This is a genomic window from Salegentibacter sp. UBA1130 (genome assembly GCF_002311535.1).
Taxonomy (GTDB): Bacteria; Bacteroidota; Bacteroidia; order Flavobacteriales; family Flavobacteriaceae; genus Salegentibacter; species Salegentibacter agarivorans.
The window spans coordinates 64,053-82,122 of sequence record NZ_DCAP01000010.1 but is presented as its reverse complement, the minus strand read 5'-3'; the positions used below and the strand labels follow the sequence as shown (position 1 = coordinate 82,122).

Genomic DNA, 18,070 nt, shown 5'->3' with positions numbered 1-18,070 from the left:
GCAGTTCGCAAATATAAAAATAAAGAACTCGGTTGAGGTATTTTTTAGAACTGGCATATTTTGGAAAGGCTTATCACGGTTGGCAAAATCAGCCAAACGCCATTTCGGTTCAGGAAGAAATAGAACGGGCACTTTCGGTTGTTTTTCAACAAAAAACAGCTATTGTTGGCGCTGGCAGAACAGATGCGGGGGTGCACGCAAAACAGATCTTTGCGCATTTTGATACCGCTCACGAACTTGAAAAGGAAGCTTTTCAGTTTAAATTGAATTCTTTGCTTCCGGCAGACATAGCTATACGGGATTTTTTTAAAGTGAAGCCGGATGCACATGCCCGCTTTGATGCTTTAAGCCGGAGTTATGAATATCATATCGTTCAGCATAAAGATCCTTTTTTAGAAGATAGAAGTTATTTTATGAAGAATAAGCTGGATGTTGAAAAAATGAATAAGGCCGCAGAAATCTTAAAGGATTATACTAATTTTAAGTGTTTTTCAAAGTCTAAAACCGATGTAAAAACCTATAATTGCAAGATTACTGAAGCAGTTTGGAAAATAGAAAATGGAGTGTTGGTTTTTCATATTTCAGCCGACAGATTTTTAAGAAATATGGTGCGTGCAATTGTGGGAACTTTACTGGAAATTGGTTTAGGGAAGCAACCTATTGAAAATATTCACGAGGTTATAAGAAGTAAAGACAGGAGTAAGGCGGGAACTTCGGTGCCTGCAAAAGCATTATACCTTACAAAGGTTACTTATCCGGAAATAGCAATAAAATAAATGGCATCTAAAACAGGTAACGCATTCGATTTTGATTTATTTAAGCGCCTGCTTAAATACACTAATCCCTACAAAGTAACTTTCTATTTTGTGGCGGTTGCTGCGATTTTGCTTTCATTTTTTGCTGTTTTAAGACCCTATTTATTAAAGGTTACTGTAGACGATGCAATTACCCCGCAGGATTATGATAACCTGGTTTTTTATGTGGGTTTAATGGCTGGAGTTTTAGTGCTGGAAGTTATTTTTCAGTTTCTATTTGTGTATTTCGCCAACTGGCTGGGACAGGAAGTGGTTAGAGACCTTCGGGTGAACCTTTTTAAACATATGCTCAACTTTAAAATGACTTATTTTGATAAGTCGGCAGTTGGGCGTTTGGTAACCCGCGCGGTAAGCGATATTGAAACAATAGCCAGTATTTTTAGCCAGGGGCTTTTTATGATTATCAGTGATATTCTAAAAATGTTGGTGGTAATAGGTTTTATGTTTTACCAGAGTTGGCAGTTAACCTTGTTGGTATTGACGGTGCTTCCTTTAATTATGTATGCTACGCGTGTATTTCAGAAGAAAATGAAAGTTGCTTTTGAAGAAGTAAGAACCCAGGTTGCCAATTTAAACACCTTTGTTCAGGAGCGAATTACAGGAATGAAAATCGTTCAGCTTTTTACCCGCGAAAAAGCCGAATACAATAATTTTAAAGAAATAAACGGGAAACATCGTGATGCCTGGGTGAAGACGGTTTGGTATAACTCTATTTTCTTTCCAATTGCCGAAATGGCAACATCCATAACCATTGGTTTGATCGTTTGGTACGGTGGACTGCGAGCTGTAGCCGATGACGGAATTACCCTTGGGGTAATTATCGCTTTTATTGAATTATCGCAATTATTATTTAGACCTCTTCGCCAAATTGCCGATAAGTTTAACACGTTGCAAATGGGAATGGTAGCGGCTAATCGTGTATTCGGAATTCTCGATACCGAATCTTCAATAAGTAATACAGGTAAGATTGAAGTAAGCGATCTTAAAGGAGAAATTGAATTTAAAGATGTGCGTTTTAGTTATACCGATGATGAAGAGGTGCTGAAAGGTGTTTCTTTTAAAGCGAATCCCGGGGAAACTATTGCAATTGTGGGAGCTACCGGTGCAGGAAAATCTACCGTTATCAACCTGCTGAATCGTTTTTATGAGATAAAAAGCGGGCAAATTTTGGTTGATGGTATTGATATTAAAGATATTACTTTAGAATCCCTGCGTTCTGAAATTGCCGTGGTGTTGCAGAATGTTTTCCTTTTTGCCGATACCATTTTGAGTAATATAAACCTTAACGATCCCGATATTACGGAAGAGGAAGTGGTTAAAGCTGCAAAACAAATTGGAATTCACGAGTTTATAAATACGTTACCAAACGGTTATCATTATAATGTAAAAGAACGCGGAGCAATGCTTTCTTCGGGCCAGCGCCAGCTTATTTCATTTTTGCGGGCGTATATGAGTAATCCAAGTATTTTGATTTTGGATGAAGCAACGTCTTCAGTTGATACTTATAGCGAACTTTTAATCCAGGAAGCAACCGATAAAATTACGAAAGGACGTACTTCTATTGTAATTGCACACAGACTTGCAACCATTAAAAAAGCCGATAAGATTATGGTGATGGATGCCGGTAAAATTGTAGAGATAGGAACTCATACCGAACTGCTTCAAAAGAAGGATGGTTATTACAAAAACCTGTATGAAGTTCAGTTTATGGCAGAAGAATCTTTGTAAAAATTATAAAAGGTCTTCCTTAATTCGTTCAATAAGTTCTTCGTTACTTTCAAACATGACAAATTCCCCGTCTCTTATATAAGAAATTTGTCCCGTTTCCTCACTTACAACAAGTGCGAGTGCATCGGTTTTTTCAGTAATTCCCACAGCGGCGCGGTGTCGTAACCCAAATCTAAGCGGAATAGACCTATCGTTAGAAACCGGTAAAATAACCCGGGTGGCGGTAATTTTGTTGTCTTCAATGATCATCGCGCCATCGTGAAGTGGTGAATTTTTATAGAAAATAGATTCAATAATGGGTTGATTGAGTTCAATATTCATATCGTCCCCGGAATTTTTTACAAAATCCAGATTCGTGTTTTTCTGAATAATAATCAATGCCCCCGTAAAACTCTGACCCATCACTTCGCAGGCTGAAATGATATCTTCTACATTCGTGCTGGTTTCTAGATCACCTTTTAAGAATCGAAGTTGGGTGAAAAACTTTCCTTTTTGAGTGAAATTGGTAGAGCCAATCATTAAAAGGAATTTCCTAATTTCCTGTTGAAAAACCACAATTAATGCAAACATTCCCACGCCAATAAATTCACCAAGAACACTACTCAAAAGCTCCATTTGCAGCAATTGCGTAAGGCTTCCCATTAAGTAAATAATAACGATCCCGATAAAGATATTCACCGCAACCGTTCCTTTTACCAGCTTGTACAAATAATACAGCAGTAGGGCTACAAATACAATATCGAGAACATCAAGAAAACGAAGGTTTATTATATCCAAATTAGCGTGGTTTTGTGTAAAAATAGAAAATATGCAGCTACTTATTAAGTTCTGCGTATAATTTAGTGCATTCTATCGCTTCTTTCACATCGTGCACCCGTAAAATGGAAGCGCCTTTGCTTAAAGCGATGGTATTTAAAAAGGTTGTGCCATTGATAGCTTCCTGCGCTGAAGTATTTAAAGTTTTATAGATTAAGGATTTTCGTGAAAGTCCGGCTAAAATGGGAAGCTCTAAAGTTTTAAAAAGTTCCAATTTAGAAAGCAATTCAAAATTCTGACTAATATTTTTTGCAAAGCCGAAGCCGGGATCTACAATAAGATCGTTAATTCCCAACGTTCTTGCTGTATTTATTTTTTCTGAAAAATAAAATAATATATCCTGAACAAGATCGTCGTATTGATTCAGTTCTTTCATAGTTTGCGGTGTGCCCCGCATATGCATCATAATATAAGGGACCTGGTATTTTGCCACGGTTTTCATCATTCCGGAATCAAGGCTGCCGGCTGCAATATCATTGATTATTGCGGCTCCTGCTTCAATGCTTTTTTCGGCTACACCTGCTCTAAAAGTATCTACGGAAATTAATGTTTCCGGAAAATGCTTCAGAATTTTTTCTACTGCGGGTAAAACACGTTTCAATTCCTCAGGTTCTTCCACTTTAGGTGCGCCCGGCGGAGTGCTATAACCACCAACGTCAATAAAATCGGCGCCATCTTTCAGCATTTGCTCTACTTGCTTTAGGATTTCGGTTTCCGAAGTTTTTCGGCTTTCAGCATAAAAGGAATTCGGGGTAGCATTAATAATTCCCATTACTTTTGGGCTGCTAAGATCTATAAGTTCACCTTTACAATTTATGGTCATTTTTTATCTGTTTTTCTGAAGTTGAAAAGCGATGGTTTTTAAAGCTTACTTCAGAATTTATAAAATGCAGTTTTAGTATCTAAAATATTTGCACGAAATTTACGCAAATTAGATCTCTTTTATGCAGAATACCTCAGAACAGTATGACGCGGTGGTGGCTACCTGCCGCAGCCTGTTTATTAATAAGATGAAAGATTATGGAAGCGCCTGGAGAATTCTTAGGCTGCCGTCACTTACCGACCAGATTTTTATTAAAGCCCAGAGAATAAGGAAACTTCAGGAAAATGAAGTGAGAAAAGTAGATGAAGACGAAAAATCTGAATTTATCGGGATCATCAATTACTCGGTAATGGCTTTAATTCAGTTAGAAAAAGGTGTGGTCGCCCAACCCGATCTTGGGGTAGAAGAAGCTTCAGAACTTTATGACGAAAAAATAGCTGAAACCAAAGCTTTGATGATGAATAAAAATCACGATTATGGCGAGGCCTGGCGAGATATGCGGGTTAGCTCTTTGACCGATCTTATTATTCAGAAATTGTTAAGGGTGAAGCAAATTGAAGATAATAAAGGGCAAACCCTAGTGAGTGAAGGGATTGATGCGAATTACCAGGATATGATTAACTATTCAATTTTTGCAATGGTTTTAATGACCGAAAAGGAAAACTAGTTTTTGTAACTTTTAAGCAGATAAAGCATTATTTAAATAAAACAGAATGAAATTATTAGTAGGAATTTCCAGAGTACTGGTTGGTGTATTATTTATTTTTTCAGGATTTATAAAACTCAACGATCCGCTGGGATTTTCTTACAAACTCCAGGAATATTTTAGCCCGGAAGTTTTGGGACTGGAATTTTTGGTGCCCTACTCTTTGGTAATTGCCATTATTTTAGTGGTTTTTGAATTGGTAGTAGGAATAATGATTTTAATAGGCTACCTGCCTAAGTTCACCGTTTGGAGCCTGCTGTTAATGATCGTTTTCTTTACGTTTCTTACGTTTTATTCGGCTTATTTCAATAAGGTGACAGATTGTGGGTGCTTTGGCGATGCCATCCCGCTAACGCCCTGGCAGTCTTTTATAAAAGACGTGATTTTACTCATTTTCATATTAATTCTATTTTTTAATCGAAAATTGATCACCCCGGTTTTACACCCAATTTCTCACCGTTGGATTATCTTTTTGTCTTTTATGCTTTCCTTTTGGTTTTGCTATCACGTTCTGATGCACTTACCGGTTCTTGATTTTAGAGCTTATAAAATTGGAAATAATATTCCGGAGTTAATGGAAGTTCCCGAAGATGCTCAAAAAGCGGTTTATGAATACGAATGGACGTTTCTTCATAATGGCGAAGAGGTAAACGTAACTACAGATGGAAGTTACCCCAACCAGGAAGGTGAATTTGTTGAAGTGCAAACTACTATGGTAGAAGAAGGTTATGTCCCACCAATTCAGGATTTTGAAATAGAAAAAGATGGCGAGGTTATGACCAGTCAAATTCTTAACGCCGAAAAACTTTTTATGGTGGTGGCCTATGATCTCTCACATACCGAGCAGGAAGGATTTAAAGCTATACAAAAACTTGCGGCTGAAGCTGATGAAAAAGGTTATAAAGTAGTTGGTTTAACTGCTTCAAATGATGCAGATCAGGAAAAAATTATCAATAAATTCAAACTCGATTTTGAATTTTACCAGGTAGATAAAAAAGTTTTACAGACACTTGTGAGGTCTAATCCCGGACTTTTGGTTTTAAAGAGCGGCACAATTACCCAGAAAAAGCATTGGTTTGATGCTGAGGATATAAAATTATAAATCATCCTTATGTTTTTTTAAAATATTGGTAAAAAGCCAATCTTCATTCGGCTTGGGCGCAGCTATGTTTATTCTTATCAATATATTTGTAGGTGTGCGGATTTTTTCCGCGGAAATAAATAAAATCAACTAAGAAATTATGAGAAAAAAAATAGTAGCCGGAAACTGGAAAATGAATAACGATCTTGCTGAAACGCAAGAACTGCTTTCACATTTAAAAATGCAATTGGTAAAGGAGCCGCAAGCCGAAGTTATGGTGGCACCCGCTTTTACTAATTTGTATTCAGCTTTTCAGGGTTTAAAAGATACTCCGGTACAGGTTGTGGCGCAAAATATGCACCAGGCAGAAAATGGAGCTTATACAGGAGAAGTTTCAGCAAAAATGCTTAAAAGTATTGGTGTAGATACCGTAATTTTAGGCCATAGTGAGCGCCGTGCGCATTTTGGAGAAACTAATGATATTCTTGCCGAAAAAGTAAATGCAGCCTTAAAAAACGAGATGAGAATTATCTTTTGTTTTGGTGAAGAACTGGCCGATAGAAAGAGCGATAAACATTTTGATCTTGTAGCGAAACAGCTTCATGAGAGTTTATACCAGATTTCAGATTCAGATTGGAAAAATGTGGTATTGGCTTACGAACCGGTTTGGGCCATTGGAACGGGAGAAACTGCTTCCCCGGAGCAAGCACAGGAAATGCACGCTTTTATAAGAAAGAATATTTCAGAAAAATTTAATGATGAAATCGCACAAAATGTTTCTATCCTTTATGGAGGAAGTGTAAAACCGGCCAACGCTAAAGAGATCTTTGCAAAAGAAGATGTGGACGGCGGACTTATTGGTGGTGCCAGCCTTAAAGCTGTAGATTTTGTTGAAATTATAAACGCCTTTTAATATGTCTTCTAATTATCTCGAATTCAAGTTTAAAATAGAGCCGCTACAGCCTGCTTCAGAAATACTGGTGGCAGAGCTTGGCTATTTGGGTTTTGAGAGTTTTGTGGAAGAAGAAGACGGCCTTACAGCCTATATCCCTGCCGAAGAATATGAAGATGATCTTTTGGCAGGGGTTCATATTTTACAATCGGATGAATTTCAAATTACCTATTCCAAAGGAGAAATTGAGCAGGTAAACTGGAATGAAGAATGGGAAAAGAATTTCAGCCCCATTATGGTAGACGATATTTGTAGTGTTAGGGCGCCATTTCATCCAGAATCCGATACAGAATTTGATATCGTGATTGAGCCAAAGATGTCTTTTGGCACCGGGCATCACGCTACCACACATATGATGATTCAGCATATTTTAAAAAACGACTGGAATGATAAAGCGGTTCTGGATATGGGCTGCGGAACTGGCGTTTTAGCGATTCTGGCAAGTATGAAAGGGGCAAAGTTTGTAGATGCCATAGATATCGACAATTGGTGTTACCAAAACACCCTGGAAAATGTGGGCAGAAACGATTGCGATAATATTAATGTAGAAGAGGGCGGCGCCGAATTATTACAGGATAGAAAATATGATATGATTCTGGCGAATATTAATCGTAATATTTTACTTAGGGATCTTCCAATTTATAAAGATTGCCTTAATAATGGCGGAAATCTTTTTTTAAGCGGATTTTACGAAGAGGATATCCCTGTGATAAAAGAAGCCTGCCAGAAATTAGGTTTAAATTATATAGAACATATTGAAAGAAGTAATTGGGTTGCTGTAAAGTTTTCAGAGTAAGCATTTTATAGATAATTTGTATATTTGAAGCTTTAAAATTGTAAATGACGATGAGTACTAAAGAAGAAGTATTAGAAGAAGTAAAAACCACTACGCAGAAGGAGAATGAGATCGTACTTTATAATGACGATTACAATACTTTTGATCACGTAATAGAAACTTTAATCTATGCCTGCGAGCATACTCCTGTGCAGGCAGAACAATGTGCTATCCTGGTTCATTACAAAGGAAAATGTATTGTAAAAACCGGTTCTTTTGATGATTTAAAACCCAGATGTTCAAAATTACTGGAAGAAGGATTAAGTGCAGAGATAATTTAGATCAAAAAACTTGAAGATTCTTTTCAGATTATAAAAATAATAATATATTTGCAGCCGCTTAACCACCTAGGAAAAGCGATATTTTAATGGCCTTGTGGCGCAACTGAATAGCGCACCTGATTACGGCTCAGGAGGTTCCAGGTTTGAATCCTGGCAAGGTCACTTTTAGAGAATTCAAATGATATCAAAACCCTGTAAACGCTATGATTTACAGGGTTTTATGTTTTTTAGAGCTTTTGTTAGAAGGACTTTTATTATATTTATTATCTAACAAATCGTCAACATAAATTTTACCCCGTCAATATGTTGACAGTTTGATTACCAGTAGCTTAATTTTTTTGTGGATTTGACTTTCGTCTTAACTGAATATTAATTTAAAGACGATACCTATGCGTACTTCTAAAACATTTTCCATCTTATTCTGGGTTTATGCTTCCAGAGTGAAAAACAATCAAATAAATCTCTACGTTCGAATTTCCCTTGATAGCCGTAGAGTAAATATTAGTCTAAAATCTAAAGTTCCATTCGATCTTTGGGATTCTTCTACACAAAGTGTCAAGGGTAATTCTAAACAAGCTAGGGAGGCTAATAATCTCATTTCGGAGACCAAAACAAAGATTTTTCAAAATTACCAGGACTTAAGGTTCCAGAATAAAAAAGTAACCGCAGACCTTCTTAAATCAAATTTTTTAGGTGAAGGGCCTAGAGATAAAACTTTGTTAGATATTTTAGAATATCACAAAGAAAAGATTGAGAAAACGCTTACCAAAGGAACCATCCGTAATTTCGCTGTTACAGAGAAATATGTTCTTAAATTCTTAAACGAAGAACTTAAGACGACCACTATTTATCTGAACGAACTTAATTATAAGTTTATAAATGATTTTGCGAATTTCCTTTTTAACTACTGGCCAAAAGGCCATGTGAATGCCATGAGCCATAACACGGTAATGAAGCATTTACAGAGACTTCGTAAAATAGTAACTCTTGCTTTTCATTTGGAATGGGTTGAAAAGGATCCGTTTATACGGTGGAAGCCTACTTTTCAAAAAAAGGAAAGAGACTTTCTAAATCTTAGTGAGTTAAAACAAATTGAGGATTTTAATTTTTACAATGACCGTTTGGATAGGGTGAGGGATTTATTTGTTTTCAGCTGTTATACTGGGATCAGTTTTACGGATATGAATGATCTAACCAAAGATAACGTTAGGAATGGTCTGGACGGCCAGAAGTGGCTTTTCACTTCAAGAAATAAGACTAAAGCCAAAGTTAAGATACCTTTACTGGATAAAGCTCTAGAGATACTCGAAAAGTACAATGAACATCCAATGACCGAAATATCCCAAAGTCTTTTACCAGTTATAACTAATGTTAAGGTTAATCTTTATTTAAAGGAAGTAGCTGATTTATGTGATATCAAGAAGAATCTGACCTTTCATATGGCCAGGCATACTTTTGCGACTACTGTTACGCTTTCTAATGGAGTACCTATAGAAACTGTCTCTAAGCTTTTGGGGCATACGAAAATAGCAACAACCCAAATATATGCGCGAGTCCTTGAAGATAAATTAAGTCAGGATATGTCTGAACTTAGTCGGAAGCTTAGAAATTGGAAGCCTAATATTTAATTAGAGATTAAATAAAATCTGGTAGTAGGCATTTGACCAATTCTGTTCTTAAGGCTTGGTACATTGAAAAAGAATAATCAAGATTTGTGTTTTTAAATTCTATGAATAGATATGGCTTAAATAGCAAGTATAATTGAAATAATGTATTATTCGATTTATAAAAAAATCGTTAGTTAACGATTTAATTGATAGTAAGAAGGGCTACCCCATCTGTAAGAATCGATTACTGAGTTTAAAATTTTTAAATATGGCGTTAGTCAAAACCCGAAGGTCAATGGTTCGAGTCAAATTCCCGATACTAGCAAAGACAAGGCTTCACAGGAATGTGGAGCCTTTTTTTAAAAGGGTTACAGAATATCAATATTTTTTATGTTTAAAATATTTTCATTTGAATTGGTATCAAATGATAGAATTTGATAGTTAAGAATTTATTCTTAAGATTGAGTGCTTATGTATAAACTGTTAAAGCAAGAACTTTATTCGCTATTTGGTCTCTTCGGAATTTTGCTTCCTTGAAAATGAAGAGTAAAGGAAATTGCAATTCAACTCAATTTTGGTTTATTCATTAATATTCCATTTTATCTTCTACAATTTATTATTCCGGAAAAATACTTGTTTTCAGGGTATTTCTTACTCATAATCATTTCGTAATTTGTTGCTTTCTAGCTTTTTAATAAATTTCGGTAAATTTGAGTTAATACTAATAATCTAATCATGAGTTATCCAGAAAGAATTATTGATATACATACACACATATTTAATCTTAAGTATTTACCTATTAAGGGGGTAATGATATCAAGAGGAATCAATCCTACCCTCGCTGCCGGAATAGAAAAAATACTGATCGCATTAACTGGAAATTATCTGAATTATAATCGCTACAATATCTCAAAATTCATTAATCTTCAAGATCCGAATTTTGAAAAGGATTTGTTTAATTTTTCAATGGACGATTTAGTAAAGGATATTGGATTTAAAACTACTTTAGAGACTTTTGAATCAATCCAGGTGCAGAAAGCTTTACTTCATTTTGCCAGAGAGAAAAAAGTTATTGAGTTTTTCGAGACTGAAAATATAGATAATCTAAGCGAAAACCATGAGTTTTTAAATATTAGGTTGCCATACATAATTAGTTCCTTCGTTCGTCATGTATTCGAAACCATAGAAGACGGTTTAAATTACCTTCGGTGGTTTCTTTTTATGACTTTAGGTGAGGAGAAAATAATAGAACGTATGAAGAACAGCTATCCTTCTGTTCAAACATTTGTTTTTCATATGATTGATGCAGACTGGTTCTTCGAAAGAAATTTTTCGACTTATAATATCGACCAGATGTTAAATAATATGTCTTATTTACAGGAGGTTAATTCAGAATTAGTAGGCTTTGCACCTTATAATCCGATGAGGGGTACAACAGGTTTGAGAAAAATCTTCGATCTCATTAAGATGAAGAAATTTCGAGGAATTAAATTTTATCCACCTCTTGGTTATAAACCGGTCAATAATTCAAATTTTGAACTGAATAATCTGAATTATGAATTATTTGATTTATGTTTAGAACACGAAATCCCGATTTTCACTCATTGTACTCCTACAGGTTTTGAGGCAATCCCACACAAAAGCGGCCTAAATAGTGACCCTGAATTTTGGGAAGAGCTTTTAAATCAACCTAAGTATGCTAGACTCAAAGTTTGCTTCGGCCATGCTGGTGGTGAGGATGGTTGGTTTGCAGAATATACACCCGAAGATGAAAATCTTTTCCCTCCTAAAACGGAAAAAAACTTTTATGCGGAACTTGTTTATAAACTTTGTATCAATTATGAAAACGTATTTTGTGAGGTTGGATTTCTTGAACATCAGCAGCATAAGAATGGTATTGCAAATATGCAAAACAGATTAGAGGAAATCTTTAGAATTGATGAGAGTGGTGAAAATAAGTATGAGTTTCGGAATAAGGTTATATACGGAAGTGATTGGCATATTTTGTTCAATCACGGTTTGGAACTTAATTACATAAACCCATATATAAAACTATTCACAGAATCAGAAATACTCAAAAAATATAGCGACAGATTTTTCTATAAAAATGCCGAAATATTCCTTTCTAATCAGTTTATAGAAGATTCACCAATATAGGAACTAAATTAAAAATAATTATGGCAGAGCATTTCTTTGATTCTCATCTACACGCAACTACCAAGTCCTTTTTGAGCCAGGGAGCTTTAAGTCCATGGGAAGAATATAAAAGTGGACTTGATTTTATGGTTGGTAATATAATTGACAGTCAATCCTGTTTAAAGCAATTAGTAGAGGCTAATTATAAGTTAGTTTTATTATCAATCATACCTATTGAAAAAGGCTTTGCTAAAAGCTGGCTAATTCGAAATGTTCTACCTAAAATAGCACCTTTAAATAAGGATTACCTGGAATTAATAGTTTCTGAAGAGGATAATTATTGGCAACGTTTTAATGCAGAGTTTTTACATCTTAAAAAATATCTAAAGAATAGAGAAGATGTTCAAATCATTACCTCTATGAATGAATATGATGATTCTAAATTGAATTTGGTAATGAGTCTTGAGGGTGGACATTCATTCTTTGATAGAGAAGGTAATGTTATTCAAAATTTAAAATCTTTAAAGAAAAGTAATAATAGATTTTTTTACGTTACTCTTACACACTTAACTGATTTTGGTAAGGAATATTTAAGTAATCATAGTTATGGCTCAAAGCTTATAAATGTCGAGGATTTCAAACCAAAAAAATATGCAATTTCAGATTTGGGCTATGAATTTATTGATGAATGTTATAGTGATAAAAGCGGTAAACCTATATTGATTGACGTCAAGCATATGAGTCTATTAGCCAGAAAAAAATTCTATAACTACAGAAAATCAAAGTTTTCAAATTTTCCAATTATAGCCTCGCATTGTGGTGTAACAGGTATTTCTTGGAATCAATTCAAATCTTTTATATTAGGCAACAACGTCTATATAGATAACGACATAGCAGGAGTTAGAATCAAGAAACCAATTGGATTACATTCAGGGAGATTAGGGTATCATACTTTTTTTAATCCATGGACCATTAACTTGTTTGATGAGGAAATAGTAGAGATTATTGGAAGTGGTGGTCTTATAGGTTTAAGCATTGATCAGCGAATTTTGGGTTATACCTCGCGTTTTATTGAATTTTTAACATGGCCTGCTAAAGAATATATTCAACTTGAAGAGTTTAAGGAAAATTTTGGTGAGGACTTTAATTTCATAGATGGAGAATTAGATCCAGATCTTTCCGATGATGAAGAGATGGAATTTCTCCATCAAAAGGCTGTTGCAAAAGGAAATAGCTTCATGAAGGAAAAGAGTACTACTATGAATTACAATAAAAAGCTTCATACTTCTTACATGGTAAATAATTTGCTACATATCATTAAAGTTGGAGGAGAAAAAGCTTGGGATCATATTTGTATTGGATCCGACTTTGACGGAATGGTTAATGCTATAAATTCGTGCTCAAACGTATACGATATGGAGAATTTTGAGTATGAGCTTATTGAGGCTATAGAAAGAATAATTAGAAAATCGAATTTTAAGAATTCCGATTTCTATATAACTGATCTTTCTCTTCAAATTAGAAAAGTCATGTATCTAAATGGGAAACTTTTTATGAATAAAAATTTTAACTAAAGCCCATCTGAGCTCTAGTAAATTGCCATGAGTAATCAAATTTTAAAGAATAAAAGCTTCTTTTATTCTTTAAAATTTGTGAAGGATATGTAATTATAAGGTACGTCTTGAGGTCTAAATTTACCCCATTTGAAAGGATTTATATACCAGTGCCAGGGCTTGGTAGTTTTAGATAGATATTCATTATAGTTTTCTGTCCAATTTAAGCTTAGATATCTTTGGATAATATTCTTTTCATTATCTCCATTAATAAAAAGCGATACGACTGTTTTTTTTCCATTCTCGAACTGAATTCCACCAAAATTTAATTTAGCCCTAGTAAATTCGTATACAGGGTATACGTCAAAGTTTTCAAGAGTTTGAGTGGGGTCTTTTACTCGTACCAATTCCGATCTTTTTTGCAAATTGGCTTGGAAAGCATTCCGGTTTTCTCCCAATTTCTCGTGTGAGAGTCCACTAAAAATAAATTCATAAGCCAGTCTTTTATTATCTTTTGAATTCTCACCAGATTTTTTAAACCAAATACTCATCATTGCGCCAACATGGGCATCTCCCGAAATAATGATTGGTTTAATATCTCTATTTCTCATCCTTATTAGTTCAGCAATGATTTGATTTCGTTGTTCAACATTCGGTTCTGAAAACCAACTATCATTAAAATCATCTCTTAATTCACCTTTATCTACTAATTTTTTCGCCAATCCCTCTGCAACTAAATTTGACTTGTAGAATAGGGGCATGGAAGATATGATTAATACTTCAGAATTTTCTTTCACACTTTGAGACCATTTTTTGAAATCATTCATTTGGGTATCAGAAATAACCCTATTCTCACATATATTTCGATTGGACCTCAAATCAAAAGCGAAGATTTGAACATTTTTTATTTTTAGTTCTTGGTGAAGCGATTGGTTTTCTTCTATCAGATCATCAGAGATTTTTATCGGGCCAGTTGCTAGTTGATGTTCTACAAATGCTTTTCTGGCTAGTAAATAGTAGGGTCTTAAACTATCATTGAGTTTATCATTGATATATTCGTCTCCATGGGATCCCCAACCATCTCTAATTTCATGGTCATCCCAGACATTCATAGACGGTAATCGGTTTAAAACGTTTCTAAAATTTGAAAACGAATAAAAACTGGTGTATCCATTGTGCAAGTGTTCTTTAAATGCTGCTAAGTCTAGAAGAGGATATGGGTTATTACAAGTGTGACCCCAAGCAGATAAAGGATGATTTTTAAGGGCTGACTCAAGATAACCGGCATCTGAATAGAATTGATCTCCAGTACCTATTATCAATTTGGGATTTTTGAGAATGATGCCATCTCGCTCTTTCTCCTTTCTAGGTGAATAGTCTAATTTCTCGCTGTTAGCTATATCTTGGAAACCTTTTCTGAAATAGTAATTAAATGGATTTTTAGCATCATGAAGAATAGTGGATTTTTGAGATTCTACTGTAAAGGGCTGGAAGCAACCATAAAAGATTATCGAAAAAGATTCATCCTTTTTGTAAAAAGAAGTTGTTTTAGGAAAAATATTTCTAGTAATTATATCACCCGATTCCCCTTCAAACTTAATCTTTAAGGAATCGTAGGCTTCGTTCAATTCGAAAACATGAGTGTAAAAAGGCTTTTTTAATTTGGCATTATGTATTAATTGTTCACCATTAAATTTATATACGCTTACGTTTGGTTTGGTAGAATCGCTTTTTACCCAGAACCTGATTTGATTATCAGATTTTGGAACACATATTTTCACTTGTTGGCTATTAAACTCATAGTCTAAAATATTGTTTTCAGGAAAGTAAGTATGATCGTTTCTTATCTTTTCCTCAAGACATTGCTTATTTCTTTCCTTATTAATATGACTGCAATCATTAGTTTGGGAATACAGGTTGAGAAAACCAAGAGTACAATAGCATATTAAAACTCCTTTAATGATTAATTTCATTTTTATTCAAATTTATTTGTTAATAATATTTTGAAGGTGACTCTTAATCTGTGCTTTGTCAAGTTTATTTTCTTTTTCTAACCAATCAATAAAATCACAAAACTCTTCATCGAGGCCTAAAAAATCCGGCCTGATTTTCTTCCAACCTAGTTTTGTTATATTTTGAAGTTCATTGGTAGATTCAGAATTGAATTCTCTATTCCGAGACAACATCCAACTAGAAAATGAGTCAAGGCTAATGGTATTCTTTTTTGCTTGTAAAAATTCATCAAACTGTAATCCCCAAAATGGCAAATAAAGAATCTCTAATTTTTGAATTGGATTTTCAAGAATTTTTGTGATTATTTTTGCATATCTCAGGTTGTAATGACTCTCTAGTTTAGCTTGATTTCCCTTTAGATAGGAGTCAATTATTTTTCCCTCTACCACATTACTAATAAAGTCTCGCTGTTTAGCAGCTAAATTTTTCTGTCCTTTATATAGTATAAAAGTAGGTAAAGCCGCGACAAGTATCGCGAGTATAACCTCCCATATGTCGAAAGTGCAATTTGTATCTAAAATTAACAAAACATTTTCCATAATTAATACACTGGTTTTCAGTAAATTAAATTAGATGAAATCCTGTTAATTAAAAAGGGGATTTTCCCCCTAAAGCAGAGGTAGGCTGTCTAAATAGGAAAAGAAAACTATGCGAAATAAATTTCAATTACTGGGTATATAAAGAAGTATGTTCATTTACTTTGAATAATGGGGTGCTAAGTTAACTGGACATAACGGTTTTGCACACCAATGGTTTTCAATGATACATAAGCGGTATAATCAGATCAAATAAGCAAGATTTCCCCATTGTAACGATCAGTTCGACCGTCTGTTCTTGGTAATATTAAGTTAATATTTCTATCTCTAAAAGGCAGTGAAGCTCTCCTTGTAGATGTCTTACCACATTCAGGACAATTATATTCTTCACGATCGTTGTGCGCTTTTTGTTTAGTAGTGTTTACTTTAAATTTTGCGCCACAATTCTCTTCAAAAGAATCGCCACCGGAGATAGTAAAACCATGATTCATTAGGCGAATTTGCTAATCATCTTCATCAATTGTTACTTCTCTCACAGTATCAAGTTCTGGATTATTATATCGAGGATCATTTGAAATGTTTATAGTTACATTTAACCGCTCTAGTACGTCATCAATATTAAGGTCCACCTTAGGGTAAACTTTAACTAGCACTTCATTTTCAGGGGTGCTTTGGTGATTGTCTATACAAAACAGGGAAATATTGGGTTCGGTTGTTCCATAAAGAGAAATTCCAATTATAGAATATCTTTCCCCCAGATTACATCGTTGAGCAATATCATCATAATTAATTCCAGCTATATCAGCCGAAGCGTGTCCTATTCTATCGTTGTATTGTACAGATGGTTTCATTCTCAAAATTTTAGTAAAACAAAAATATTTCCTTTAGATAACATGAATTTATCGAACACCATAAAAGAAGTAAGGTCTCTCCTTACTTTTTACCAGACGGAATACTAACTAACAAGAGTTATAGAGCTATAAAGGCTCTAGGTTAGGATTTAGTTTTTACAGTAAATCTTGACATAAAATATTAGAACGAGCCTGGCTAAATATAGAAATAAAGCCCCGAAATAATAAGGGCTAATCCCAGGCAGGCAATTACAAATTTAAGTCTAACAGACCATTCAGGCTTAAAAATCATCGATATTATAAAAGAAATGATCAGACCTATTAAAATTCCGGTTAGTATGGCATAGAATAAGTTCATAAAAGTTCAATTCTATTACCGGAGCAATTACCATTATTAGTCTCTTTTATAAAAGGGTGTTTTCACCCTTTTTCATTAAAAATTATGCTGAACTCTGTTTTTATCCATTACCCGGTGGATCTCCTGAACATCATAGAAAATTGTTCAGTCTACTTTGATTTAGGGTAGTCTGTAAGGTTACTTTTTCTAATGGAGTACTCATAGAAAACATTTATGAACTTTAGGAATATATAAAAATAGCAAGAACCCATATGTTCGCGAGTTCTTGAAGGAAAATTATGTGATGATAGGTCTGATTTAAATCGAAAGCTTAAGAATGGGTAAAACTATTTTCAAGTGAAAGTTTAATAAACTTTGATGGGTAAGCCTCTAAAATGAGGAGTGAATGTAGTAAATTGAAAGAAAAAATAATTTTAATGACAAACTATAAGCTATATGATAAGAATGGGGTAGAGGTTAATCATAGTGATTTACAATCTAAAAAATTATGGTGTAAAAACGGTGAGCAAATCGAAGAGGCTTTTGTAGAGAAATTCGGTGATAAATTGAAACTGAAGATTAATCCTGAAAAATCAACAAATCCATACGCGCCGGATTTAGTTTATGAAGAACAGATTTTGTGTGATTTAAAGACACAAAATACACCATTTTTTAAAGCAGAAAAACTATTTGGAATCGATCCGACTTATGCTGTAGTTTTTAATCGAAAAGATGCAATAAGATATTACAGGAAATATCCTGACATTGTTATTTATTTCTGGGTTGAATGGCATTCAGTAAAATTTGAAATGAGTAGGTTTTCAAAAGAGGTTGAATATTTAAATGGTGTTTATAAAATATCTTTTAAGGATCTAATTCCTTTTTTAAAAAAATCAAAAGAGCATTCTTATCAACAAAGAGTAAACGATCGGAAAGGAAATGCCAAATCAAGTTTCGTACTTGATTTGCGCGATGAAAGTTTTATAAAAGTAGCTTAATA

17 protein-coding genes and 1 tRNA gene are annotated in these 18,070 nt (G+C 34.3%); 12 read left to right on the top strand and 6 right to left on the bottom strand.

The genetic code is table 11. From position 1 onward, the window contains the following. Positions 1 to 32 precede the first annotated feature (32 nt). A complete protein-coding gene (gene truA / locus B4F31_RS03450; RefSeq protein ID WP_286760629.1) occupies positions 33 to 776 on the top strand; it encodes a tRNA pseudouridine(38-40) synthase TruA in 744 nt (247 codons plus the stop codon). After that, a complete protein-coding gene (locus tag B4F31_RS03445) occupies positions 777 to 2,543 on the top strand; it encodes an ABC transporter ATP-binding protein (protein WP_093305811.1) in 1,767 nt (588 codons plus the stop codon). It begins immediately after the preceding gene. Between the two features lie 3 nt (positions 2,544 to 2,546). Here B4F31_RS03445 and cdaA read toward each other — a convergent pair whose 3' ends face one another. Further along, the gene (gene cdaA / locus B4F31_RS03440) at positions 2,547 to 3,320 is read right to left on the bottom strand and encodes a diadenylate cyclase CdaA (protein ID WP_075327814.1); all 774 of its coding nucleotides are present in this window, start codon (positions 3,318 to 3,320) and stop codon (positions 2,547 to 2,549) included. A gap of 37 nt (positions 3,321 to 3,357) precedes the next feature. Further along, positions 3,358 to 4,182, bottom strand: coding sequence for a dihydropteroate synthase (folP, locus tag B4F31_RS03435; RefSeq protein WP_286760628.1), 825 nt, complete (start codon positions 4,180 to 4,182; stop codon positions 3,358 to 3,360). A gap of 121 nt (positions 4,183 to 4,303) precedes the next feature. Here folP and B4F31_RS03430 point away from each other — a divergent pair, with 121 nt between their 5' ends. From B4F31_RS03430 to B4F31_RS03390, 9 genes are all read left to right on the top strand, one after another. Next, a complete protein-coding gene (locus B4F31_RS03430) occupies positions 4,304 to 4,849 on the top strand; it encodes a DUF1599 domain-containing protein (RefSeq protein WP_075327812.1) in 546 nt (181 codons plus the stop codon). Between the two features lie 46 nt (positions 4,850 to 4,895). After that, a complete protein-coding gene (locus B4F31_RS03425) occupies positions 4,896 to 5,990 on the top strand; it encodes a BT_3928 family protein (RefSeq protein ID WP_286760627.1) in 1,095 nt (364 codons plus the stop codon). Positions 5,991 to 6,129: 139 nt separating this feature from the next. Then, complete coding sequence (gene tpiA, locus B4F31_RS03420; protein WP_286760626.1) at positions 6,130 to 6,882, top strand: triose-phosphate isomerase; 753 nt, start codon at positions 6,130 to 6,132, stop codon at positions 6,880 to 6,882. Position 6,883: 1 nt separating this feature from the next. Beyond that, entirely contained in the window at positions 6,884 to 7,717 is an 834-nt protein-coding gene (prmA, locus tag B4F31_RS03415; protein WP_286760625.1) for a 50S ribosomal protein L11 methyltransferase, read from the top strand. A gap of 50 nt (positions 7,718 to 7,767) precedes the next feature. Next, complete coding sequence (locus B4F31_RS03410; RefSeq protein ID WP_075327808.1) at positions 7,768 to 8,037, top strand: ATP-dependent Clp protease adaptor ClpS; 270 nt, start codon at positions 7,768 to 7,770, stop codon at positions 8,035 to 8,037. 88 nt (positions 8,038 to 8,125) lie between these two features. Then, a tRNA-Arg gene (locus B4F31_RS03405) sits at positions 8,126 to 8,199 on the top strand. Between the two features lie 227 nt (positions 8,200 to 8,426). Beyond that, a complete protein-coding gene (locus B4F31_RS03400) occupies positions 8,427 to 9,665 on the top strand; it encodes a site-specific integrase (RefSeq protein ID WP_286760624.1) in 1,239 nt (412 codons plus the stop codon). Positions 9,666 to 10,379: 714 nt separating this feature from the next. Continuing rightward, the gene (locus B4F31_RS03395; protein ID WP_286760623.1) at positions 10,380 to 11,801 is read left to right on the top strand and encodes an amidohydrolase family protein; all 1,422 of its coding nucleotides are present in this window, start codon (positions 10,380 to 10,382) and stop codon (positions 11,799 to 11,801) included. A gap of 20 nt (positions 11,802 to 11,821) precedes the next feature. After that, complete coding sequence (locus B4F31_RS03390; RefSeq protein ID WP_286760622.1) at positions 11,822 to 13,354, top strand: membrane dipeptidase; 1,533 nt, start codon at positions 11,822 to 11,824, stop codon at positions 13,352 to 13,354. A 62-nt stretch (positions 13,355 to 13,416) separates the two neighbouring features. Here the strand turns inward: B4F31_RS03390 and B4F31_RS03385 are convergent, their stop codons facing one another. The 4 genes from B4F31_RS03385 to B4F31_RS03370 all read right to left on the bottom strand — a co-directional run bounded on the left by B4F31_RS03385 (position 13,417) and on the right by B4F31_RS03370 (position 16,733). Then, positions 13,417 to 15,306 (bottom strand): alkaline phosphatase D family protein, encoded by a 1,890-nt coding sequence (locus B4F31_RS03385; RefSeq protein ID WP_286760621.1) that lies wholly within the window; start codon positions 15,304 to 15,306, stop codon positions 13,417 to 13,419. 12 nt (positions 15,307 to 15,318) lie between these two features. Next, the gene (locus B4F31_RS03380) at positions 15,319 to 15,885 is read right to left on the bottom strand and encodes a hypothetical protein (RefSeq protein WP_286760620.1); all 567 of its coding nucleotides are present in this window, start codon (positions 15,883 to 15,885) and stop codon (positions 15,319 to 15,321) included. Between the two features lie 245 nt (positions 15,886 to 16,130). Beyond that, positions 16,131 to 16,373: a hypothetical protein gene (locus B4F31_RS03375; protein WP_286760619.1), complete on the bottom strand. Its 243-nt coding sequence runs from the start codon at positions 16,371 to 16,373 to the stop codon at positions 16,131 to 16,133. 12 nt (positions 16,374 to 16,385) lie between these two features. Beyond that, the gene (locus B4F31_RS03370; protein ID WP_286760618.1) at positions 16,386 to 16,733 is read right to left on the bottom strand and encodes a hypothetical protein; all 348 of its coding nucleotides are present in this window, start codon (positions 16,731 to 16,733) and stop codon (positions 16,386 to 16,388) included. 774 nt (positions 16,734 to 17,507) lie between these two features. Between B4F31_RS03370 and B4F31_RS03365 the strand changes: the two genes are divergently transcribed. Next, positions 17,508 to 18,068 (top strand): hypothetical protein, encoded by a 561-nt coding sequence (locus tag B4F31_RS03365; RefSeq protein WP_286760617.1) that lies wholly within the window; start codon positions 17,508 to 17,510, stop codon positions 18,066 to 18,068. Positions 18,069 to 18,070: the final 2 nt, after the last annotated feature.